Annotated in this window: 14 protein-coding genes; 8 read left to right on the top strand and 6 right to left on the bottom strand. The window is 48.8% G+C overall.

All coding sequences use genetic code 11. The features are described 5' to 3' along the window. Positions 1 to 348 precede the first annotated feature (348 nt). Entirely contained in the window at positions 349 to 3,483 is a 3,135-nt protein-coding gene (locus HUF13_RS08770; RefSeq protein WP_173474777.1) for a spermine synthase, read from the bottom strand. Between the two features lie 205 nt (positions 3,484 to 3,688). Between HUF13_RS08770 and metH the strand changes: the two genes are divergently transcribed. Then, on the top strand, positions 3,689 to 7,342 hold the full coding sequence (metH, locus tag HUF13_RS08765; RefSeq protein ID WP_173474776.1) for a methionine synthase: 3,654 nt from the start codon (positions 3,689 to 3,691) through the stop codon (positions 7,340 to 7,342). A 130-nt stretch (positions 7,343 to 7,472) separates the two neighbouring features. Here the strand turns inward: metH and HUF13_RS08760 are convergent, their stop codons facing one another. From HUF13_RS08760 to HUF13_RS08750, 3 genes are read right to left on the bottom strand one after another with little or no spacing between them, the layout of a single operon-like run. Next, positions 7,473 to 7,823 carry a P-II family nitrogen regulator gene (locus HUF13_RS08760; protein ID WP_173474775.1) on the bottom strand — a complete coding sequence of 117 codons (351 nt, stop codon included), beginning with the start codon at positions 7,821 to 7,823 and terminating at the stop codon, positions 7,473 to 7,475. A gap of 2 nt (positions 7,824 to 7,825) precedes the next feature. Continuing rightward, positions 7,826 to 8,239, bottom strand: coding sequence for a hypothetical protein (locus HUF13_RS08755; protein ID WP_173474774.1), 414 nt, complete (start codon positions 8,237 to 8,239; stop codon positions 7,826 to 7,828). Between the two features lie 8 nt (positions 8,240 to 8,247). Beyond that, complete coding sequence (locus tag HUF13_RS08750; protein WP_173474773.1) at positions 8,248 to 9,780, bottom strand: DUF1538 domain-containing protein; 1,533 nt, start codon at positions 9,778 to 9,780, stop codon at positions 8,248 to 8,250. Positions 9,781 to 9,940: 160 nt separating this feature from the next. Here HUF13_RS08750 and HUF13_RS08745 point away from each other — a divergent pair, with 160 nt between their 5' ends. The 7 genes from HUF13_RS08745 to HUF13_RS08715 all read left to right on the top strand — a co-directional run bounded on the left by HUF13_RS08745 (position 9,941) and on the right by HUF13_RS08715 (position 22,107). After that, entirely contained in the window at positions 9,941 to 10,486 is a 546-nt protein-coding gene (locus tag HUF13_RS08745) for an RNA polymerase sigma factor (RefSeq protein ID WP_173474772.1), read from the top strand. Continuing rightward, positions 10,479 to 10,820 carry a hypothetical protein gene (locus HUF13_RS08740; RefSeq protein ID WP_173474771.1) on the top strand — a complete coding sequence of 114 codons (342 nt, stop codon included), beginning with the start codon at positions 10,479 to 10,481 and terminating at the stop codon, positions 10,818 to 10,820. The genes HUF13_RS08745 and HUF13_RS08740 overlap by 8 nt, the downstream gene beginning before the upstream one ends. Next, positions 10,820 to 11,557, top strand: a complete 738-nt coding sequence (locus HUF13_RS08735; RefSeq protein ID WP_173474770.1) for a Spy/CpxP family protein refolding chaperone — start codon at positions 10,820 to 10,822, stop codon at positions 11,555 to 11,557. The genes HUF13_RS08740 and HUF13_RS08735 overlap by 1 nt, the downstream gene beginning before the upstream one ends. A 107-nt stretch (positions 11,558 to 11,664) precedes the next feature. Continuing rightward, positions 11,665 to 15,369 carry an exodeoxyribonuclease V subunit gamma gene (locus HUF13_RS08730; RefSeq protein ID WP_173474769.1) on the top strand — a complete coding sequence of 1,235 codons (3,705 nt, stop codon included), beginning with the start codon at positions 11,665 to 11,667 and terminating at the stop codon, positions 15,367 to 15,369. A gap of 2 nt (positions 15,370 to 15,371) precedes the next feature. Further along, a complete protein-coding gene (locus tag HUF13_RS08725) occupies positions 15,372 to 19,175 on the top strand; it encodes a UvrD-helicase domain-containing protein (RefSeq protein ID WP_173474768.1) in 3,804 nt (1,267 codons plus the stop codon). A gap of 1 nt (position 19,176) precedes the next feature. Then, positions 19,177 to 21,327: an ATP-dependent RecD-like DNA helicase gene (locus HUF13_RS08720; protein ID WP_173474767.1), complete on the top strand. Its 2,151-nt coding sequence runs from the start codon at positions 19,177 to 19,179 to the stop codon at positions 21,325 to 21,327. 75 nt (positions 21,328 to 21,402) lie between these two features. Beyond that, positions 21,403 to 22,107 (top strand): hypothetical protein, encoded by a 705-nt coding sequence (locus HUF13_RS08715; RefSeq protein ID WP_173389327.1) that lies wholly within the window; start codon positions 21,403 to 21,405, stop codon positions 22,105 to 22,107. A 193-nt stretch (positions 22,108 to 22,300) separates the two neighbouring features. Here HUF13_RS08715 and HUF13_RS08710 read toward each other — a convergent pair whose 3' ends face one another. Both HUF13_RS08710 and HUF13_RS08705 read right to left on the bottom strand, forming a co-directional pair. Beyond that, the gene (locus tag HUF13_RS08710; RefSeq protein ID WP_173474766.1) at positions 22,301 to 23,368 is read right to left on the bottom strand and encodes a YhcG family protein; all 1,068 of its coding nucleotides are present in this window, start codon (positions 23,366 to 23,368) and stop codon (positions 22,301 to 22,303) included. A gap of 21 nt (positions 23,369 to 23,389) precedes the next feature. Next, a complete protein-coding gene (locus HUF13_RS08705; protein ID WP_173474765.1) occupies positions 23,390 to 24,406 on the bottom strand; it encodes a YhcG family protein in 1,017 nt (338 codons plus the stop codon). Between the last annotated feature and the right edge of the window lie 3 nt (positions 24,407 to 24,409).

The raw sequence follows: 24,409 nt of genomic DNA, 5'->3' as shown, positions 1-24,409 counted from the left end.
CGCGCCACAAACGCGACATGAACTGCTGCGATTTTTGTTTTGAAAAAAAAGAATTTTTCGAAAAAGGACTGATTTTACGTAAGAAATTTTCCTTTTTCATAGTTTTTTACGTAATTTTTCAACGTTGTATGTAATATTTTCCAGCAATCAAGCATTTTTTGCCATCAAACACACTACAAAACCTCCCAAAATTCAATTTTTGCAGCACATGAAATGAAAAAAATCCTCGATTGCGAGGACTTTTCACGATTTTTGATTAATTTATACAGAATTTTACGTAAAAATCGATTGATTTTAATCGTTTTTTACGTAAAAAACGATGTTTTTTCAATTTTCGCGACAACCCACCTACTTTCTGCGGATTCTCGGGATTTCCTTCTGGATGAGGAGTTTCTCGATTGGGGCAAATTCTTCGTGCGGCTTGATCGCTTCCTTGTAGAGCACGTCAGCAAGCGTCGGATTGTGCGCAAGGAAAGCAACGAGAATTGCATTGCGCAAGAAGAATTCATCCATCGCAGCAACTTCGTACTTTTCGTAGAAATTCGCAACATATTCCGCAGCGAGCCTGTAATTCTTGGTGCGAGCCGTTTCCATAATGTTGAACTCATCCACGAACGATTCCGGCAGCGCACCCGCATTCACAAGCTTGCGCACCTTAACGTAAACCTTGTTCGTATCGCGAGCTTCCATCGGAATGCCACGCATCCATTCCACATATTCTTCGCGGAACTTTTTCCAATCCGGAGAAGTTTCATCCACTTTGAATTTCGGACGCACGAGGCTATTCGCCGCCGTTGCTGAATCTGCTGCTTTTTCTTCACCAGCTACCGTAACCGTCACCGAAGCTACCGCGGAAGAGACTGCCGCGGAATCAGCATCATTTTCTGAAGCTGTCGCAGAATCGTCGCCATTCACCGCAAGCATCGCCGAAATGCCATCGAACGCCTTTTTGCGTTTTTTCACTTCTTTAAGATACGCCAACAGCGCGCGTTCGCGATACTTGTCCGTTCCTGCCTTAAGCATGGACTGCACCTTCATCGGGCGACGCAACGCATAATCCGCCGAGTCTAAATATTCCGGCCAGCAAATTTCGCAGCTGTCGAACACCTGCACAATGCGCGCGTTCGAATGCACGAAGCGAGCCTCCTCGGCCTTGTTATCGACCATCGGGATGAACGTGCTGTTCGGTTCCACGCCATCCAAAAGCGATTTCACCATCTTGGATGTAAACAAGAAATTCTGTTCGCCAAAGAAATCCGGATCACGATGGATGCGCTTGAATTCCTTCACAAGCGTTGAATCCGTGCTGAAACGTCCAATTGCACGCTGCATCACCGGCTCGTCACTGGCGACAATGATGATGTCCGGTTCTTCAGGAGCCTTGTACAAACTCACGTACGGGAACGTCACGTCGAGCGCCTTCAAGATGTTGAGGAACAGCAAGTCGTTGAATTCGTACGTCTGGATCCACTGCACCCAAAGTCCGCCCGGTTTCATGTAGCGGCGCATCTTGGTGTAAAATTCATGGCTGAACAAGCTTGCAACACCGCTCACCCACGGGTTACTCGGCACGCTAATCATCAAGTCGTACTTGCGACGATTCGTGAGGAAGAACGTCTGTGCGTCATCAATGAAAATATGGATGCGCGGGTCATCGTAGCCGCGAGCGTTCCACGGATAAAATCCGCGAGCGAGATTCATCATTTCTTCTTCGATTTCCACGCAGTCAAAATCGCGCACCAGCGGGTCTGCGAGCAAATAATGCGCGCCCATGCCACTGCCAAATCCGACCATTGCGGCATCGTACGGTTTATCCTTCATCGCCATCGGCATAAACGCGGTCGCCGCCTGCGTAAGCTCATCGCCTTCAATCGGGCGTTCACGATTCTTGCTCATGCTCGCATCGGCCTTGCCGTTCGTCTTCACATAGTAATGCACATCGGATTCATGGAAACTGATTGTCGCCGTCTTACCATCACGCACCACAATCTTCTCGTCTGGGTGCAAATTCTTGTAAGCGCGGAAAGCGCCCGACGTAATCATGTGCGGGTCAAAATTCACAAAGAACGAAGGCAAAATCATCACCGCCGTCATCACATAAAAGAGCACGCTATAGCGGAATTTTTTGCGATAAATGACGAGCAAAATAAAGCCAATCATAAAGTCAAGCACAGCCGCAAGCACAAGCGAGCCCTTGAGCTGCATAAGCGGCAACAGCAAAAGTCCACCGCCAGCCGAACCGAGAATCGAACCCACCGTATTCCAGCCATACACCTTGCCAATCGGGGCTTCGCTCTTGAACGCACGCGTCAAAATCAGCGTAATCAGCGGAAGCGTCATGCCCGCAAAGAAACTCGTCGGTACCATCCACAAAATCGAAAGCGCATACTTGAAGATGCTCCAGCAAACATAACCGTCATTCGTTGTATTGAAAATCTGGTTCGCGACATTCATGCCTTCCCAAAACGGCTTGTAGAAATACAGCGTGCAAAGCGCAAAGAATCCCATGAAAATCTGCGCGAGCGAAAGCACCACGAGCGAGTCCTTCTTCAACAACTTTCCGCTCACGGCACTGCCAATTGCAAGCCCTAAAATGAACGCCGAAAGCATCTGGTCAAAGCTATGGCTCGAAGAGCCCATCAACAGCGAGAGCAAACGAATCCACACGATTTCATAGACAAACGAAGTGAGTCCCGTAATCCCCGCAATCCAGAACCACATATTCTTCGGCGGCATCGCAAGCTTGTGTTCCGCCACGTAGTCTTCATTAAGAGGTTCCGTACGATTTGCATTTTCACGAGATTCAACGGCATCCCCGCCAGCAGTCGCCAGCGCTCCAACCCCTTCTTCTTCAAGTTCTTCTTCGTGCGTCGAAGGTGCCGTATAGCCGATATAGCAGAAAATCGCCGCCAGCAAAAAGTTAATCGAAGCCGCTACGCACAAAGTTGCATGGTTACCCAGCACAGGAATCAGCGTATAGCTTGTGAACAAAATACCAATTGCACTGCCGAGGCTGTTCGTAAAGTAAAGCATCGGGAGCGAAACTTCGGCACCGCTCTTGCGCATGAGACCTGCCGCAATAAACGGGAACGTCATGCCCACTGCAATCGCAATCGGTAGCGTCGAACCCGTCGCCAGCACCACCTTCAAAATTTCCGCTCCGCGCGAACTCAACCCCGCCACAAAATTCGAATCGTAAAAATAATCCGTGATCCAAATGTACATCGGGTGGTAAATCAACCCACCAATACCAATAGCAAGCTCCACCGCCGCATACCCGAGCAGCGGACGCTTCACACGCTCCACAAGCTTGCCCGCGACAAAACTGCCAATCGCAAGCCCGCCCATGTAAATGCAGAGCGTGAGCACCTGACCGTAACTCGAATGTCCGAGGAAAAGTTTAAGGTACCTAGCCCACGACCCCTCGTAAATGAGACCCGCAAAACCAGAAAGAGCAAAAAGCGCATAAATGACGATATTCATGAGTGCAAATCTATACTAATTAAGTAGTTATAAGTCACCCGCATCGCTTTTTCATTGTAACTTTTTAAAGACCTTCCCATTCACTAGGAATATGTAATTTAGGGTATTATGGGTTCATTGCTAGTGACAACCGTCCTAGCATTTTCTATTTTTATGCATAAAAACAAATATACGCATAAATTCGAATTTTAAACACGGAAATAAAATGACTCTTCGCGAAGCGTTCGAATCAAAGATGATGCTGCTCGATGGCGGCATGGGCTCTGTTATCCAGACTTACGGGATCAAGGGCGCCAACAACGATATGCTCTCCATCGAAAAGCCCGACATCATTCTCGACATCCAGCGTCGTTACGTGGATGCAGGCGTAGATTGCCTCACCACGAATACGTTCTCAAGCCAGCGCGTGAGCCAACACGAATACCATCAGGAACACCGCATCGCGGAAATGAACCGTGCTTCCGTGAAGATAGCGAAGCAGGCCGCCGAAGAAGGCTTCAAGAAGTACGGCCGCAAGGTCTACATTCTGGGTGACGTCGGCCCCACAAGCAAGATGCTTTCCATGAGCGACGACGTGAACGACCCGGCAAGCCGCGCCATCACTTTTGACGAACTTGAAGATGCGTATTTAGAACAAATCACAGTCTTAATGGAAGAAGGCGTCGACGCCATCCTCATCGAAACGATTTTTGACACGCTGAACGCCAAGGCCGCCCTCAGCGCCTACAGCAAGGCGAACGAAGCACGAATCGCCGCCGCCAAAACAGCAGGCACTCCCGAAGCTGAAATCAAGCCGATCGAAGTGATGCTTTCGATGACCGTAAGCGACGCCTCCGGCCGTACGCTTTCTGGCCAGACGGTCGAAGCATTTGCCGTGAGCGTGATGCACATGCATCCGCTTTCCATCGGCCTCAACTGCGGTCTCGGTGCAGACGGTATGGTGCCGTACCTCCGCCGCATGGGCGTTGTAGCCCCGTGCTACCTCAGCTGCCACCCGAACGCAGGCCTTCCGAACCAGTTCGGCGGTTACGACGATACGCCCGAAGACATGGTCCGCCTGATGCGAGTTTATCTGGATGACAAGCTCGTGAACATGATTGGCGGTTGCTGCGGTACGACTCCGGAACATATCGCCGCCATGCGCAAGATGCTCGACGAACTCCCGGCTGACTACAAGCGCCGCGAACCCGCGCCCAAGTATGTCACTTGTCCGCGTCTCCGCCTCGCCGGTCTGGAACCGTTGTTCAAAGACCAAGTGCGTCCGAGCAACGGCGCCGACAGCTGCAACGCCGAGGACTTCGCCAAGGTCGGCGAACGTTGCAACGTCGCGGGCTCCAAGAAGTTCCTGCGTCTCATCAACGAGAAGAATTACGAAGAAGCGCTCGACATCGCCCGTAAGCAGGTCGATGACGGCGCCGACGTCATTGACGTCAACATGGACGACGGCCTCCTCGATGCGACCGCCGAAATGCGCACGTTCCTGAACTTGATCGCCTCCGACCCGGCTGTAAGCCGCGTGCCTATTATGGTCGACAGCTCCCGCTTCGAAGTCATCGAAGAAGGCCTCAAGTGTATCCAGGGCAAGAGCATCGTGAACTCCATTTCGCTTAAGATGGGCGAAAAGGCTTTTATCGAACACGCGCTCACCGTGAAGCGCCTCGGCGCCGCCGTGATCGTGATGCTCTTCGACGAAGAAGGCCAGGCCACCAACTACGAGCGCCGCGTACAAATTGCGTCCCGCGCTTATGATATCATGGTGAAGCAACTTCACTTTGATCCATCCGATATCATTTACGACCCGAACGTTTTGACGGTCGCTACCGGCATGGCGGAACACAACGCCTACGCCATAGACTTTATCCGTGCCGTCCGCTGGATTATGGACAACCTGCCCGGTGTGCGCATTTCGGGCGGTCTTTCGAACCTCTCTTTTGCATTCCGCGGCAACAACTACTTGCGCGAAGCCATGCACACCACATTCTTGCATTACGCCATCCCGAACGGCATGGGCATGGCGATCATGAATCCGAGCGCCATTATCGAATACAAGACGATTCCGCTCGAACTCCGCATGGCAATTACCGAAGTGATTTTCAATACGGAACCGGATGCTAGCGAAGCCTTGATTGAAATTGCAAGCCGCATGACAGCCGCCCAGGCCAAAGCCAAAGAAACCGGCGCCAAGTACGATCCAAAGGCCATTTTCGCGATGAGCACCGGCGCAGGTTCCGCAACGAGCGACGCAAACGAAAAAGCCGCCGAAGCAAAGCCCACCACGCCCGAAGAACGCTTGCAAGAAGCTCTCCTCAAGGGAACTTCTACAACGCTTCAACCCGACTTGATGGAACTCATCAACCGTGGCGACAGCCCCGTCGGAATCATTTCCGGCCCGCTGATGGACGGCATGAACGAAGTGGGCCGTCTCTTCGGAGAAGGCAAGATGTTCTTGCCCCAGGTGGTGAAAACCGCACGAACCATGAAGAAGGCCGTGGAAATCTTGCAGCCTTACATCGAAGCCGGCAAAGACGCAAACGCCGCAAGTCGCGGCAAAATCGTCATCGCAACCGTCAAGGGCGACGTGCATGACATCGGCAAGAACATCGTTTCCGTGATTATGGCTTGCAACGGCTATGACATGGTAGACCTCGGTGTGATGGTTCCTGAAGATGTGATTGTCAAGGCCGCAATTGAAAACAAAGCAGATATCTTGAGCCTTTCCGGTCTTATCACGCCGTCTCTCGAAGAAATGTGCACGGTTGCAAAGGCCATGCAGGCCGCCGGTCAGCGCATTCCAATTATCGTCGGTGGCGCCACCACCTCGCCTACGCATACCGCCGTGAAAATCGCTCCGTGCTATGACGGTCCTGTTTTCCATGTGCGCGACGCCGCTAGCAATCCGGGCCTTGCCCAGAAATTGCTGGACCCCGCCACACGAGAACAAACGATTCAAGAAAACCGCGAAGAGCAGCAACGCATCCGCGACAAGCAAAACGGCATCAAGACCGAAGCTGCTAACGCCATGGCCGCAGCAACCTCCACGCCGGAAGAACGCCGCTACAAATGCGACTGGAGCAAGTACCAGCCAGTGGAACCGCCGTTCATGGGCGAAAGCAAGCTCCCGCCGATTCCTATCGAAAAAATTATCCCGCTCATCAGCTGGGAATACTTCTTCTTCACTTGGAAAATCAAGCCCGAAGAAGAAGAAGCGAAAAAGCTCAAGGCCGATGCCGAAGCGCTCATCAAGTCGCTCACAAAGCCCGAATACTCCCTCCGCGCTGTTCAAGCATTCTACCCTGCTGCCGGTACTGAAAACTCCGTCATCTTCAACACGGGCCGCACAGGCACCGATGCAGACCTCGTCGAAGTTTCAACCGCACGCCAGCAGAACCCCGAAGGCACTTGCCTTGCACTCTGCGACTACATCGCCCCCGCAAACGCAAACACCGCAAGCGTTTTCGCCTCCCCTGCAGGCAAGGACGTTTTCCGCGACATCGTGGGCGCATTCGCCGTGACCATGAGCGATACCTTCGTCAAGCGCTTAGAAAAGCTGAAAGCCGAACAGGGCGGCAGCGATTACGACGTTCTCCTCATGCAGACCGTTGCCGACCGCCTCGCCGAAGCAGGCGCAGAATACTTGAGCCGGGAACTCGAACGCAACAACGGTTGGAAGGGCATCCGCCCGGCCGTTGGTTACCCCGTGCTCCCGAACATCAAGGAAATTTTCAACATTGCAAAGCTCATCGATTTTGGCAGCGTAGGCATCAGCCTCACCGAAAATGGAGCCATGTACCCGCAAGCCTCTGTGAGCGGTCTCTACATCAGCCACCCCGAAATCGAATACTTCAATGTAAAGGTGTAACGCCAAACGTCATCCTGAAAGGCGTAGCCTGAAGACAACTCAGAAGGCGAGCGTTGCAAAAATGAGTTTACTCATTTTTATAACCGAGCCAAAGAGTTGGGGCTTTAGCCCAACCCAGTGACTGTACTCTCTACTTCTTTTCTTCTGGTGCTTTGTGCTCCACCTTCCACGGCGTGAGCCCAACCACGTTATCGACCGGGAGCGCGAACGCAATTCCCTGCCCCATCGTATCAAGGCCTGCTTTTTCGTACAAAGCATGCAACACAGCATCTTTCACGTTCAACGGCACAAGAATCATCACCACTTCCTTTTCTGGCTGGATTGCAATATGGAAGAACGATTCCGCTTCTTTGTTTGCCGTTCCGCGAGCGTTCAAGACCGTACCGCCGCGAGCGCCAGCGTCCTTTGCAGCTTCCATCACGGTATCGGAGAATCCGTTATTCACAATGCAAATAATTAATTCATGTGTATTCGCTTTCATGATTATCCTCTCCCCACCTGGGAACGGTTGTCGCTCAAAAAGTTAAATACGGACTTGCCAATCACACTCGACATCGGTATCGTGTAAGCAATTCCTTTTCCATTTACAATGGTCCTGAATTTTTCTTCAAGGCATTCCAAAACAGCAGGCACATGGTCTTCGCCAATAATGCTCACAATTACGGCACGTTCAGGGTCCGCAAGTCCTAGCGCTGTCAAGATTTCGCGCGGAGCCGTGCCATGCCCATAAAGAACAAACTGCACATTCGCCCCAAAAGACTGGATGTAGTCCATATAAAAGTCGGCCTTCGAGCGCATCACCGTAGTCACAAGAATCTTGAGACGATTCATCGAGACCTTAGAATGGACCTTCTGAGGCGTACTTCTTTTCAAAACTTTTTTCACAGTTTCAACCATAATCGCCTCTACACAAAGTCAATAATTTGTTCGTCATCAGCATCTTGCAAGCGACGCATCATCATTCTGTTGCGCCAAAGTCTTGCCACAATCGCCTTGAAGCCAAGCACCTGGATCGTAATGAGCGGAGTCATCGCGACCATCGCCACAATCCCGAACGCGTAATTCAAAATCGAATCGCCGCCGTCGTGAATCACGGAGCAGGCGCCAATCGCCAAAGGCAAAATAAAACTCGAAGTCAAGGGACCACTTGCCACACCACCAGAGTCAAAAGCAATCGCGGTATAAAGTTTTGGCACAAAGAACGAAAGGCCAAGTGAAATAAAGTAACCGGGCAACAGGTAATAAATAATCGGGAACCCGATAATAATGCGGAGCATCGAAAGCCCAATCGAAATGCCGACGCCCACTGAAAGCGCAATAAGCATGGAGCACTTTGTCACAAGGCCGCCCGTCACTTCTTCGACCTGCTTGTTGAGCACATGCACCGCCGGTTCTGCAAGCACCACCACCATGCCAATGATAAAGCCCGCCGTCACAAGCGCATGCGGCCGTTTCGCCAGCTCACACCCGATTTCAAAACCAATCGGCATAAATCCGACCGTTACAGCGGTCAAGAAAATGACAAGCCCAATAAACGTATAGCAAATCCCGACACCCACCTGTACAAGTTTTACCATCGGGAGTTTAAGCACTGTCCATTGCAAAGCTCCAAAGAAAGCAACAATCAGCGCAAGCGCAATAAAAACTTCTTTTGCAACCGTCAGCACCACCGGCAAAAAGTGTTCGCCAAGGCTAGCTTCAATAGAATACGCCGCAGTCGAAAGTTCATAAGTCAAATCGCCCTTCGAAAAAACGACCAAGCCCATCAACGCTAAAATTGGCCCTACCGAGCAAAGAGCAATCAAGCCGAAGCTATTTTCCGATGCGTTCTTACCGCCAATCGCACCTGCTACACCCACGCCAAGCGCCATGATAAACGGCACTGTAATCGGTCCCGTCGTCACGCCACCGGAATCAAACGCAAGCGGCACAAAGGCATTCCGCCCGACAGACACCATGAGCATGCCGAGCATGAACAGCACCATATAAAAGAAAATGATAATCAGCGAAAGGTCTTTCTTGAATACAATCTTCAAAATCGCAAGGAGCAAAAAAATCCCGACACCCACACCAATTGTCGAAATCAGCAAAATCGGCCGCACGGCATTTTTCACCTGTTCTGCCAGCACGGACAAGTCCGGCTCCGCCACCGTAATGAGAACGCCCATCACAAAGCACACCGAAACAAGCAACAAAAGCCTACGCGACTTGGTAAGGCCAGAACCCACATACGCCCCCATCGGCGTCATGGCAAGGTCCGCTCCCAAGTTAAACAGACCAATTCCCACAATCAAAAAAATAGCGCTTATCGAAAAAACAACTTGCTCCTTCACCGAAAAAGAGACAAGCGGAGTATGCGAAACCAGCAACACAATAAGCGTGATGGGCAAAACGGAGGCAAAAGCCTCTTTTAATTTTTCAAAAAGGATTTTTTGCATCGCTATATAATATAATTAAATGGTTCTGAGTTACTAGTTCATAGTTACTAGTTCATAGTTACTAGTTACTAGATATTAGTCATTGGTTATTGGAAACGCTCAAAAAAAATTTTTGCAACCATGCAACCTACCATCCATCCCACGCATCAAAAATAGCGAAATGGACGAAAAGGTCATCATAAAGAAAATCAAAGAAGGCAGCCGCGAAGCGCTTGGCATGCTGTGGAAGGCCCACAGTACAAACGTGCTGAACCTCGCATTCAGAATGCTCAAGAATCGCGACGAGGCTGAAGATATTCTGATGGACATTTTTGTATCCGTTCCCGGCAAGATCCAGAACTTCCGCGGTGAAAGCGCTCTTAACACCTGGTTGTACCGTCTTACCGTAAACGAATGCCTCATGAGGCTGCGTTCCAAAAAACGCCACGCCGAACTCGAAGAGGAACATATCGAGCTCGTGACGGTTTCCGCCATCGGAAGCAAGCACGAGGAACAACTGGATTACGACCCGGAACTCTTGGAACTTGGGCTGTCAAAACTCTCCGCCGAAACGCGAAGCATGCTTTGGCTCAAAGATGCCGAAGACCTAAGCGTCAAGGATCTATCGGAGATTTACAACATGCCCGAAGGAACCATCAAGGCAAGGCTCAGCCGAGCAAGAACCGCAGTCAAGAACTATTTACAGGAGAACACGAACTATGCGTGATCAAATCGATTTTTCAAAACTCGATAGAATCAAACCCAGGGAAGATTCTTGGGAAAAGGTCTGCGCAAGACTCGATTCTTCGAAGAAAACGAAATTTTTGAAACTTGTCCAGACGAGATCTATTTATGCACTCGCCGCAAGTCTTATAGTCGTCGCATTCGTCGCCGTCTTTACCATCTTTAACCAGATGGACACCGAAGCACTCCTCATCGAGAATATCGCTTCCGATGAACTTGTCTCGTGGTACAACGACCTTGGCGAAACAAGCGACGACGAACTGGAAAATTTGGATACCTATCAATCCATCAGCTATTTATTACAGGAGACAAAATAATGAACGCTTCAACAAAAACCTTCATCGCAAGCTTGATTATTTTCGCTTGCTCTCTCGGCTTCTTCATTGGAGCATTCGCATTCAACAACGCCGGCTTCTCGACATGTTCCAAAAACGGAATTTGCGAATTCCAGCCTGGTGATTGCTGCAAGAAGAACATGGACTGCTGCAAGAAAAAAGCAGACTGTTGCAAAAAGAAAGCCCCTTGCGGCCCGGACTGCAAATGCCCACGTTGCATGCGCCATGGTGAAGAATTCGGCGAAGGCCCGCACCACAAAGGCGACCACTTCCGCGGCGAACCACCTCGCGATCCGAACTTCAAAGGCAAGCATTTCGACAAGAAGTTCGATAAGAAATTCGACTTTAAGAAAGGCGAAGCCTTCATGGACTCAGTACTGCAAGTAACTCCAGAACAAAAGGCCGCTTTGGAACAGCAACGTCGCGTGATGGATTCTACATTCAAGGAACTTCGCAAACAAAAGAAGGAAGCCGAAAAGACTCTCCGCGAAGCCCTCGACAGCAATGACGACAAGAAAATCGCCGCAGCCAAGGCTAATATCCTCAAGGCTCAAGAAGGTTTGCTCAACCACAGAATCAAGGGCGTAAAGGACTTCAACAAGATTCTCACCAAAGAACAGTTGGAAAAGTTCAAGTCCATGCAGTTCGAACACATGAAGCACGCCAAGCATGGCAAAGGCGAACACGGCCCGGAACACCACGAGCAGCCACAAGACTAAGATTATCTAAAACGCAACACATTTGATTTTCATGATTCCTTGATTAACAAGCCTTCGGTCGACCAGCCGAAGGCTTTCTGTTTTTTGCAAAAAGATATATTGTACTCATGCTGTACCTGAAATTTGCACTGAACCTCGAAAACCTTGCCGACGAAATGATCGAAGCCGTTTCCAAGGCTTGGACAAACCCGTTTGAAGCACCGGCAGTTCTTTTTCCGGACCCAAAACTGGAGCAATGGTTCAGGTTAAAATGGGTGCAAAAAAAGAAGTCTCTTGTCGGTTTCAATTCCATGATGATCGACCGTTTTCTCATGGAAATCCTTATTGGCGATGACACGCACAAGAAAAAATTAAACTCCGACATGTTGAGGAACGTTATCCTTGCGCATCTTGTCAAGGAGACTAACGGTATCCCGAACTATCTGCAAATGGACGAAGAAGTCAAGCGTTACTTGGTGATTGACGGCAAACTTGACGAGACACATCTTTTTGATTTTGCAAGTAAGATGGCTTCGCTATTTTTGGAATACGAGACAAGCAGGCCGAGCAATTTCATCCGCCGCATAGACAGCACTTCGGCACCGGGCATTCTCGATAAATGGAAACAAGGGAAACTCGATTCATTTTTCGGACTCACGAACCGCGAAATTTCACAGCGTGAAAAATGGCAGCGCGATTTGTACTCCGCGATATTCCACGCGCACGATGGCAAGCCTTCGCTTTTATCTGAAGTTTTCGAGAACGAGGCCAAGCGCAAAAATGGCGAAAGCACGGAATACATGACGATTCCGTATCTGTACATTGCATGCCACGACAACGCAGGCAACGTAAACTTCCACACGGAGCACATCGGCAACACACCGCTATTCATTTTCGGTTTGGGCGGCATGGGGCAATTCTACCGCGTCATCTTGCAGAAATATGCCGAGACGCACGACGTTTACGCTTACATTCAAAACCCCTGCATGGAATTCTGGGAAGACACTTCAACGGTCCACAATCAAAGCGCGACTATCCACAGGAATTGGGTTTCACGAGACGGGCAATGGAGCGACAACACCGGGACTATAAACAAAGTTCGCGAAAGGATGTCCGTTGATATTTCTGAAGCAGGCGACAGCAACGATGTCGATGACATTCCCGAATACACCCACGATGAAGCGCAGTCCGAAAATACGTTGCTTTGCAATTGGGGCCGTTCAGGGCGCGACAACATCAAGCTCTGGTGCCAAGCCGCCAATTACGATTTTGACTTTCGTGCTAGCGACGAAATTAGCGATGCAAGCGAGCTACCGCACGACACGCTTTTGCACAAAGTGCAATACGCCATTGCAAACCGCATCAACACATTGCCCGACTTTAGCGCTGACGATTGCAAGCGCACAGATACTTCTTTAGACGTAACAGCTGCGCCAACCAAAATTCGCGAAGTCGAAGCATTGCACACTTCTATCTGCAAGCTCATGCAGCAAGGCGCGCGCGTAAACGACATTCTCGTGGTATCGCCCGATTTAGATAGTTACCGCACCGCCATCAAAACAATTTTTGACCAGACTCCAGAACGCAAGAAATACGCCAGCGAGAACGATAAAGACAGTTTTTTGCACATTCCGTTTGCCATTGTCGATTCGCCCGCCAGAAGTTCGCAAACCGAGAACGTTCTAGATAACTTGTTTACAATCCTCGAACAAGGAACAATCACACGCCCGACATTCTTTGCATTGCTGCGCAATCCGGTCGTACAGCAAACACGCCACATCAGTGAAGATGACGTAGGCAAATGGGAAAGTTGGATTGAAGGCACAAACGTCTATCGCGACCGAGAGCACAAAAAAGAAGATTGGCTCGGCGGCGTACGCCGATTGCTCCTTGCAAAAATGACGAAGAATCCCGTCATGACATCGGGCGACATTCTCATGCCGTATTCCGACATGGCAACAAGCGATAATCGCTCTCTTTGCAAATTTGTCGATTGTATTGACACGCTCAAAAAGTGGATGGATTTCGGAGCAGTCGGACAAGTCACGGACCTCGACAAGCTCACCGATTTCCTCAACGAATGGATTTCGATGTCAGGCGCACCGGAAGGATTTGCAAGCGAAACGATCATCGTAAGCAATGTCATGCAAGCCATCGAAGGACTCCGCAACCAAATAGACGCGGGTCTCGAAAGCATCTCGTGGAAAGTCATCAAGCAAACGCTTCTCACGGCGGCGCAATCATCAGCTTACAGTTGCGGTACATTGTTCGTAAACGGCATTACGTTCATGAACTTTATCCCAAACAGAATCATCCCCGTAAAGCATTTATTCTTTATCGGCGGAGATTCCATGAACTTCCCAGGAGCAAAACAGCACAACACACTTGACCTGCGCAAATCTTGCCGCCCGTGGCCGGGCGATGACTCGCCCATCGCAAAGCGCCGTTACGCATTCCTTTGCCAGCTCATGAGCACAAGCGAAAGTTTCCACGTGAGCTACGTGAATCAAGACATCCGCAAGGATGCCGAACTTTACCCGACTTCGGTTGTAAACGATATACGGAAGTTTTTGACAAACGCCGTGGGAGATGCCGCCGGAAGTGCAACAAATGAAATCGCCGATTCCGAGAAGCGCCAAAATGGGACAGCCGCGAAAATCAGCCCGTCAGAAGCATGGCCCGAAAACAAAATTTCGCTTGACGAAACCCGCAATTTCGATGAACTTTTCACGCAAAAAAGCCTTCGCAACAAACGTGCATTCCTCAACATGATGCAAGACGGCTTTGCACATGTGAATCCGAAAACGGGTGCCATGCAAACCGCGACAGAGAACGTCAACTTCAAATGCCCCGAACGCGTTCCGCTATACATGCTCAGCGAATTCTTGAAAGATCCGTTCGAGTTCCGCATCAGCCAAATGCTAGCCGCTTCCAATTCTGATGATCTCGAAAAGGAAATGTTCGAACCCATCCTTTTCGATGCATTGCAAAAAAGCGAACTCCTCAAAATGATGGTCGCTGCAGAACTTTCGCACAAGTCCGATGAACTCGAAAAATTCAAACAGGAATCGGCGCTCCAAGGCAACATGCCAGACGGCATTTTCGGAACAAAATTGCTTGCCGAAATAGAATCGTACAAGTCGCAAATTCTAAAGCAAATGGGCGACTCGCTCATCAACGAAATCAAGGATTCCTGGAGTTACAAAGCTAAAATTCAGGACATCCAGCTCAATCGCAAAAACGCCACCGGCAAGTGGACACTTTCGGGTACGCTAGATTGGTGCGACAACAACGATCTCGACAAAGTCACAAAAATGATTTCGGTCTCTTCGTCCGATAAAAATCCAAACTTATCCAAGTTCTTGCCCTCTTACATCAAGGCCCTTGCCATCATTGCACAAAGAGCTTGCAACACAAGCATTGCAAAAAAAGAACAAACTATTAAAATCACAATCTACAACGGCGATATTTCAAAAGACGCAACAAGTGCCACCGTTGCCATAACACCGCACAAAGCAACCGAAATCTTGCAAGATATTTACACGGCTGCATTTGGCGATGAATCGCAACTCCCATATTCCAAGGCAGTTCCCGCAAACATGCTTGACGCATCGGGAATTATCAACATTCGCGCCTTTAAAGAAAAACTGCTCAGCGAATCCTGGAAATACTTCGACAAAAAAACGCTATTCGACCCCATCACAGATGTGGGCTTTGACGCAATTAACTTTACAGATCAGTGGAAAGAAGCCACACAAAAAATGCGCGGCCTTATGCAATTTACGATAGACGAAAGCGAATCGGGAAAAACCGCTAAGAAAAGGAAGGCTTAATCATGGAAAATTTCAGTCTCCAAAAATTCGATCCTTCCAAAAGCCTTTTTATCGAAGCTTCTGCAGGAACAGGCAAAACATACACCATCCAATTGATGGTGGCAAAACTCATTAGCCTCGGGACACCGCTCAAAAAAATTCTCATCGTCACCTACACCGAAAAAGCGGCGGGCGAATTAAAAGACCGCATCCGCAAAAAAATCGACGAAGTTCTCCTCAGCAAAAAGCTGGACAAAACAAACGAGAGCGAAAAAGAACTCGACAACGCGACACTTGCACTTTTTTCCAAGGCATATCAAGACGTCGATAACGCCGCCATTTTCACGATTCATTCTTTCTGCCAAAAAGCGCTAAAAGAATACGCCTACGATGCGGGCAGGCCCTTTGACATGTCGATGATTGACGATGCCGAAGTCGAAAATCTCATTGAGCAATTTATTCGAGACCGCTGGAGCGATAATTCCGATTTTCAGTTCTTGATCAAGCACGATTCCGCACAAGCGATTACAAGAAAAATTATTGACGGTCTCAAGAGCATTACGAACATTTACAAAGGGAGCGAAGGCGACCGCGAAATCATTCCGCTCGACAAATCCGAAGATACTAAAATTGGCGATACCGTTTTAAGCACTGAAGACTTGCAAGCAATCGCAGCCGTCAGCACATTTGACGATGTCCTTGACATTCCCGCTTTCCGCGAAGCATACGCAACACTCGAAAAGCATCCGTCCGAAAAGTTCGGCAAGACTTCTAAAAATTGCATCAGCGATTTTCTGAACATTATCAAGCAATGGCAAAAAGGGAGTGCGCTTTTTTCGGCCGTTTCGTTCAAGGATAGTGAATTTATCCAAACAACTTGGCCGGCAAATGCATATGAAGCCTTTATCGCGTTTAAGAACCTCAAGGATTTACTCGGTTCTATCAATAGCATTTTGCTGAACCAATTCTTGATATCGCAAGCCGCGAGCGTTTTTGATGAGTGGCAAGCGTATAAAACCGAAATGAAATACCAGTCGTTCAACGATATGATTCTATCGGTTCATCACGCCGCACTCGACACAAGCAAAGGCGAATCCCTTTTAAAAACAAGGCTCCGCGCGCAATACGCTTACGCCATTATCGACGAATTCCAAGACACCAACCAATTGCAATGGGATATTTTCAGCGCTGTTTTCGACAAGATTTTTGTCGTTGGCGACCCCAAGCAATCTATTTACAGTTTCCAAAGCGCCGACGTGAACGTCTATCAAAAAGCGATTCACGAAATCAACAACGGCATGTCGTTGCAAACAAACTTCAGATCCACAACAGGAATCATCAACGGCTGCAACGAACTTTTTAAAGGCGACTTTTTCACGCCCAACGAAGGCGCTACAAAACTCGTAGATTTCGAGTCGTCGCTGCCACCGCAAAACAGTTCGCAAGTCAAGGCTCCGCCAAAAATCAAAGGCGAAGAAATTGCCCCGATTTGGATCAGCGAAGAAGACATCAACGAAGTCGATTTTGCACGCACCGCCGTCAAAAAAATCGTAGACTGGTGTACGTTTGTCGATGACAAAAAAACAGCCTTGCAAGTATTCGACAAAAAAGACTGCACAAAATACAGGAACGTCACATTCAAAGATTTTGCAGTACTCGCACGCAGCCGCGCCGAAATGGAAGCCATCGAAGATGCCATGCGCTCTGCAGGCGTACCCTTCAGCCGTTACAAAGACAGCGACCTTTTCAGTTGCCGCGAATGTGCCGAATGGATTGCCATTTTCAAAGCCATCGATGCTCCCGATTTTTCCGCATGGAATAGGCGACTTTTAAGCGAAGCGCTCATCACGGACTTTTTCAGAATAGCAAAGCAAGACATTCACTACGCCGAAAGCAGCGCCTTTGACGACCCGAATAATCCCGTACGCCAGCAATTGAACGCCTGGCGCGAACTTGCACAAAGACGCCGCTACGCCGAAATGCTCGAACGCATTTACAGCGACACGCAAGTCGAAGAACGCCTCACGGAAATTTCTCGATTGCAAAATTTGGCAAGGCTCCGCCAAATCGGAAATTATGCCATCGAATACCTTTACAATCACAATTGCTCTATCGAAGACCTAGTCCGCCATTTAGAAGCGCTCGCCAACTACAGCGACAACGCCGATGATGAAGACGGAAACCTCGTCGAAAAAAGCAGCGACTACGACGCCGTGCAAGTCATGACTATTCACGCGTCCAAAGGCCTCGAATTTCCGGTTGTCATTTCTGTTGCAGGTTTCAAAGGCAAAAGACCGGGAACAGGCCCGTTCCTTTATCACGACAACGACGAAATCCGCCTTGGATTTAGCGAACGCGCCAAGAAAACCCGCGAGCGCGAAGAACTCGAAGAATGGAAACGTCTTTTCTACGTTGACTTCACGCGAGCCTCTTCCATATTGCTGTTGCCGCGCTACGAGAAATGGAAAAACACCAAAGGCGTCAAGGAAGAATACAGATTCCTCGAAAGCTCCATCAGAGGGCTACTCGAAACAGCGCCGCAATTGACAACCGCATTACCGAAAATCGAGACTTGGAATCCGCAGCAGCTGAGCGAGACCGTCAAGGAACACATTCTCAAGCCGTTCAACGCGATTTCAGGAATCGGGAATGCCCTGACCGCAGACGAAATTAAGAACAACATTGTAAATCAAAAAAGCGAAATGGTCCGCTTGCAGCAAAAGCTCGCCGATGCAAGCATCATGCAGTATTCGTACAGTTCGCTTTCTGGCAAAGCCGATTCCATAGTCGATACAGACGAAGGCGACCGCTTAAATCCGGAAGGTACCGAAATTGCAACAACGCGTACACCGATTGTACAAATTCACGATATCGACACCGAAGCGCACGATTGCACCATTGCATTCGACGAATCGCTCGACTACCAAACGCACCTCAACGAAACCGCACAAAGATTCCCGCGCGGTTCGCACGCCGGTAACGCGCTCCACCGCATTTTCGAACGCATAAAGTTCCATCAATTCGGTCAAGCCCTCAAAACGCTCGACGATACTCTCGCCGATTCCCAAACAAAGAACATCATCGAAGAAGAATTCAAGCGCGAATCGCTCTCCATCTGGAATCATCGCGATGCATGGATCGACATTGCCACACGCTATACATGGAATACACTAAACGCAAGGTTACCGGAAATCGCAGGCAGTTCTAAAACAACTGATACATTCGCGCTTATAGATATTCCTGAAAGCGACCACAAGCCCGAAGTACAATTCAACCAAAACGCAAGCGACGAAACGCGCGCACTCAACGAGAGCAATGAAAGCGAGACGCGCGCATCCAATGAAAGCAATGATGACAGGATTCGCGCACTTGACAAGAGCCGCGAAAACCGTGCCGACACCGACATTCTCAAGCGTTTCTGCAAGGGCTTTATCGACTTGCTGTTTGTCCGCACGGTCAACGGTCAAAAACGCTATTCCATTCTCGACTGGAAATCAGACCTGCTCGAAAACAACACCTACACGCCCGAAGCACTCAAAGAAAAAGTCGACAACGATTACTCCATCCAACGAGTTCTTTACAGCTATTGCCTTATCCAATGGCTCAAGCAATTCTATGGCGAAGGCACTGCCGAAAACTTGAGCGATTCCGAAATTTTCGAACAACATTTCGGCGGCATCTATTATGCCTTCATCCGCGGCACCGAAGGCAACACGCCCAAAGGCATTTACGCGCAAACATGGAACAGCTTTGCAGACCTCGAACGCGCCTACCAGAAAATTAAAGACCTTATGGTAAAGCCCTCCCACATCAAGGAGGAAAATTAAAATGGATAATAAATTACTTGCCACCGAATCGCTTGACGAATTCATCGACGCGCTCACAGAAATGCGCGGCCTCGTTGCGCTTGACAAACATCTACTCCATTTACTTTTCGAAATCAAAAAAGACGTTCCTCTGCAAACGCAAAAATTCTTAACGCTCTGCCTATCGCTCCTTGACGATGGCAACACGCGCGTACCACTGAACGCCCAGCAATTTTCCGACATGTGGGCACGCAAATGGAACGGCCTCGTTACGCTCCGCATCAGCACCGCCGAAGAAGACATTGACGAAAGCAATTTTGCAAGCGCAGACGATTTTGCAAACATCATCACCGAAGGCATCCAAGACATTCTGACAAACGACTTTTCTGCCATCATGGAAAGCCGCGAAACCGACACCACTTCCGTCGAAGACGCTTTAAGTTGCCCGTTCATTCTCGCCAAACGCGAGAGCAGCGCTCACCTTTACTTTACCAAGCACTTCGATGCGAAATGCGTCATCGAACAATCCGCAAAAATCTTATTCAAAAACGGCCACACCCCCGCCGACAAAGAAATCGAAAACTGCACGCAAAAAATCGCGAGCATGTGTAAGCCATTCGGCAACGGCAAACAATTCCTCATCAAAAAACGCCAAGCCGAAGCCATCATCCGCGGGCAAACCGAAAACCTCGTCATCACAGGCGGCCCAGGCACAGGCAAGACAACGGTCGTCCTTTACATCTTGTGGAATCTACTCGAAAGCCATAGCGACATGCTCGATTGGAACATTTACCTTGCAGCACCAAGCGGCAAAGCTGCCGACCGCATGCGAGAAAGCCTCATCGATGGTCTCGCTAGAATCCGCGACGAAAAGAAAACCGGTACAAACGAACCCATATTCCGCAAGCTGAACGAACTCGAAAGCAGCACTATCCACCGCCTACTCCGATTCTCCAAAAGCAAAGGCGGCTTTTCGTTCAACCGCGAAGAACAATTCCCCAAAAATTCAATTTTCGTCATTGACGAAGCAAGCATGATCGACATCGAAATGTTCGCCGCCCTCCTCGAAGCCATTCCCGAAGGCGCACGAATATTCATTCTCGGCGACCCGTTCCAGCTCCCCTCAGTTGACTCAGGAGCCGTCCTCGGCGAAATCCTCAAAGTGAACGAAAGTGGTAGCAACTTTTCTGTCAAGCTCAACGAATCCAACCGATTCGACGACCGTTCCAACATCGGAAAACTCGCTGCCGAAATCAAAACCGTTGCAGAAACAAAAGACAACACAAAGTTTGTTCCGCACAAATTCACAACCTCCGGCGCAGTTTCCAACGATTCCACGCGCAACCCCGACACTGCAAGCGACAACGCAGCAACCACGCAATTCAAGGACAAGGTTTTCTACAAGCAACTCGAAACCGACTCCACACCGCTTTCGAAAAAAGAAGAAGACAAACGCATTGAAAACTTCATCGCCGAATGGTCCCGCGACTTTGCACAACTCCCCGCACTTGCAGAAAACATCCACCCTGAGCGCACCGGCACCGAAGCAAGCGACACCGACCACAGCGAAACCGCCCGCCGTAACGAAATCTGGCAGCTCTCGCTGACAAAGCGCATCCTCTGCGCCGAACGCCGAGGACTCCGCGGCATCGAAAACATCAATAAAAAAGTTTGTAGTAAAATCAAGAGCCTTTGGCGCGCACAAAAGAAAAAGCAAGGTGAAACAATCCAATGGGATGACTCCGGCTACTTCCCCGGACAACTGCTCATCATCACCAAGAACCAAGAAATGTTCAAACTCTACAATGGGGACACAGGCATAGTCGTATTCGACGATAACACCCCCTGCCTCATGCTCAAAAAGGCGCCCCTGCAAAACAGCGAACTCACCGGAAAAACGCGCGATGACTTTGTCTTTTATCCGCTCTCGATTCTCCCCGAAGATTCGCTCACAACCGCATTCGCCATCACCATCCATAAATCGCAAGGCTCCGAATACAAACACGTCACCATGTTCCTCCCGACAAAAATCGGGCACCCGCTACTGACAAACCAAATTCTGTATACAGGAATCACCCGCGCCAAGGAAAGCGTCACCATCATCGCAAACGACGACACATTCAAAGCCGCAGTTACCACCGTCAGCGAGCGCAATACGGGAATTTCGCTATAGTTTTGAATTCTTTTGTACCTACGCCCTCTTTTCTGTGTATATTTAAATAGTAAATAAATAAACAAAGGACGAAAAATGGCAACAATTAAAGAACTCAAAGCAAATGGCGCCCCCCGTTTTAAAGTCCCGGGCAAAGAAGCAATCTACGACGCATTCGACCAGTTCCTCGCAGAAAACTTCCTCGGTGAAACCGTCGAAGCAATCCCCGCCGCCCCGACTAACGGCTCCGAATTCGCACCGCAAGCCATTGCACTCTACGGAATCGCAAACACATCCAAAGGCAACGCAGGCCTCTGGAAAGCCGGCACCGGCACATCCTCCAAGAATTGGGACCTCAGCTTTTTGCAGGGCATCCTGAACCAGTTCTCGACACTCCCGGCAGCAACCCGCGGCAAGACAGTCTCCGAAATCAAGGAACAGCTCGAAGACTTCGCCTCCAAGAAGTTCGCCAAGAACCCGGCAAACGCACGCAACGGCCTTTTGCACCTCTGCAACCCGAACATCTACCCGGCAATCTATTCTTTTGCAGACAAACTTGCAATTTGCAAGGAACACGCCCGCCTGCTCGAAGACTTCAAGCTTTCGAACCGCTGGGATAGCGGCCTCCTGAAGCTCAAGGTATTCCGCAAAGACGGCTATATCGCCATCCAGACCGACGAACAACTCTGCTGGATTTTCGACAAACTCTCCGTGATGCACAAAATCGAAGACGAAGAATTCGATGAATTCATGAAGAACTATTTCACCGCCCCGAAAAAGAGCACCGCAAAGAAGAAGTAAAACATTAGAACGATGGCCCGCGAAAGCGGGCTAATTTTTTCCCCAGCTTTTGGTTGCGACAATGTCGGAGTTGATTTCGTTATTCACCTCCCAATGACCACCATTCTGACCACCTATCTCATTAGCTATCTCCATGTCAAACGAATAGTTTTCGTTCAGCGTTTAATGACGTTCTTGAATTTTACAAGATCCATTACGTGACCTCCCTATTATCTTGCATTTCAAATTCATTTACCCATTCTTTGACCTTCGCCTGCAAAAGTTTCTTGTCCGGCAGATACAACTCATAAGCAGATGCATAAATATTTACGTTTTCAGGCAAAGTCAACCTCACAAGGGTATCCTTCTTCTCTTTGCAAAGCAAAATACCGATAGTCGGTTTTTCGAAATCTTGCTTTACATAACGGTCATAGTAGTTTACGTACATCTGCATCTGGCCGAGATCTTGATGGGTTAACTTATCCACCTTCAAATCAACAAGCACATAGCACTGTAGCAGACGATTGTACAGAACCAAATCCACATAGTAGTCGTCCTCGTCAAATGAGAATCGTTTTTGGCGTGCTTCGAACAGGAATCCTTTCCCTAGTTCAAGCAGGAACTCTTGCAACTTGCTAATGATAGCGGATTCCAAGTTCGATTCTGAATACGATGCATCCGGTTTCAAACCAACAAACTCAAGCGTCACCGGATTCTTGATGATATCCTCCGGTTTTTCAATCACATTGCCAACGCGCGACAAACGGGCAACCTGTTCCTTGTCCCGGCTCAGCGCAAGACGTTCATACAGACTTGAGCCATACTGCCGCTGCAACTCGCGAACCGACCAATTCCCGAAAGTAGCCTCTATCTCGTAAAAACGGCGTTCATCATCATTCTTGATGCGCATGAGTACCAGGTAATGCGACCAAGAAAGTGTGAATTTATATTTGCCCTCAATTTCGTAAACACCGTTTACGAAATTCGAATATACATTGAAAAATTTTCTACAGAGAGTTAATGTTTCAACGGACCAACCTTCTCCATGTTTTTCTATCAGTCTGGCAGATAGATGAATGAGTACTTGTTTCCCATATGCCGCTCGGCTTTTGCCTTTTTGTTCATCTTCGACTATATATTGACCTATCTTGAATTTGGTGCAGACTTCAGCAGTATTGATGGTCGTTGCAATCATTTTACGAGATTGCGTAATAAGAGGGGATATTTTATTGAACAACGATTCCACTGCTTTTGTAGGGAAGTTCTCTTTATTATTAGCCATGTTAGCCTCCATGTGGCTTGATTAATCTTGTTTTTGGGCAAGTTTCTTAGCCTCGTTAATCTCGCTGACTAACTGCTCTGTGGTGGGCAAATACAACTTGTATTCACTGGCGAGGATAGTCTTGTTGTTTTCGGGCAAGGTCATTTTTACCGCAGAGTCATTCTTGCCTGCGCATAGAAGAATGCCGATAGTCGGATTTTCGTCGGGAAGCTTTTCTATGCGGTCATGGAAATTCACGTACATTTGGAGCTGACCGAGATCCTGATGCGTGATTTTGCCCGTCTTGATTTCAATAACCACAAAACAGCGAAGCAATCTGTTGTAAAGAACGAGGTCAACGAAAAATTCATCGTCTTCAAGCATAATCCGTTTCTGCCTTGCTACAAAAGAAAAGCCCTTGCCTAGTTCAAGCAAAAATTCAGTAATGTGCGAAATAATCGCACCCTCTAAATCGCTTTCATAAAAGCTTGGGTTCTTTTCCAATCCAAGAAATTCTAGGACCATGGGATCCTTGATGACTTCTTGAGGTGTTTCTGGGATGCGTTCTTTACGAGCAACCGCCAGCACGGATTCCTTGTCATTACTGAGCAAAAGGCGTTCGTACAATTGACTGTTAATTTGACGTTCAAGTTCACGACCGTTCCAAGAATTGTTCACCGCCTCAAGTTCGTAATATTCGCGTTTGTCGGAATCGGAAATCTGAATCAACATGCGGTACTGCGACCAGTTCAATTGCGAACGCAGTGCGTTCGCAATTGGGTAAATGTTGTAAAATTGGCGGCAAAATTCCAATTGGCGTCTAGAAAATCCACTTCCGTATTCAAATTCTAGCTTTTCTGCAAGCGATTTCACGATATACGCCCCGTAATCGGCTCGTTTCTTGCCGTGCTGCTCTTCTTCGAAAATCCGCTTGCCAAGATTCCAGTACATCTGAACACGGCAGAAATTTACGCTCCGAACGGCGTTTTTCTGCGCAGCCTCGATAATTTGCCTGGCATCTTGAACCAGCTTAGCCGAGATAACTTCTTTAGACTTCATTTT

Origin of the sequence: Fibrobacter succinogenes (assembly GCF_902779965.1) — a bacterium.
Taxonomy (GTDB): Bacteria; Fibrobacterota; Fibrobacteria; order Fibrobacterales; family Fibrobacteraceae; genus Fibrobacter; species Fibrobacter succinogenes_F.
The sequence above is the reverse complement of the archived record's forward strand: the minus strand, read 5'-3'. Positions and strand labels throughout refer to the sequence as shown.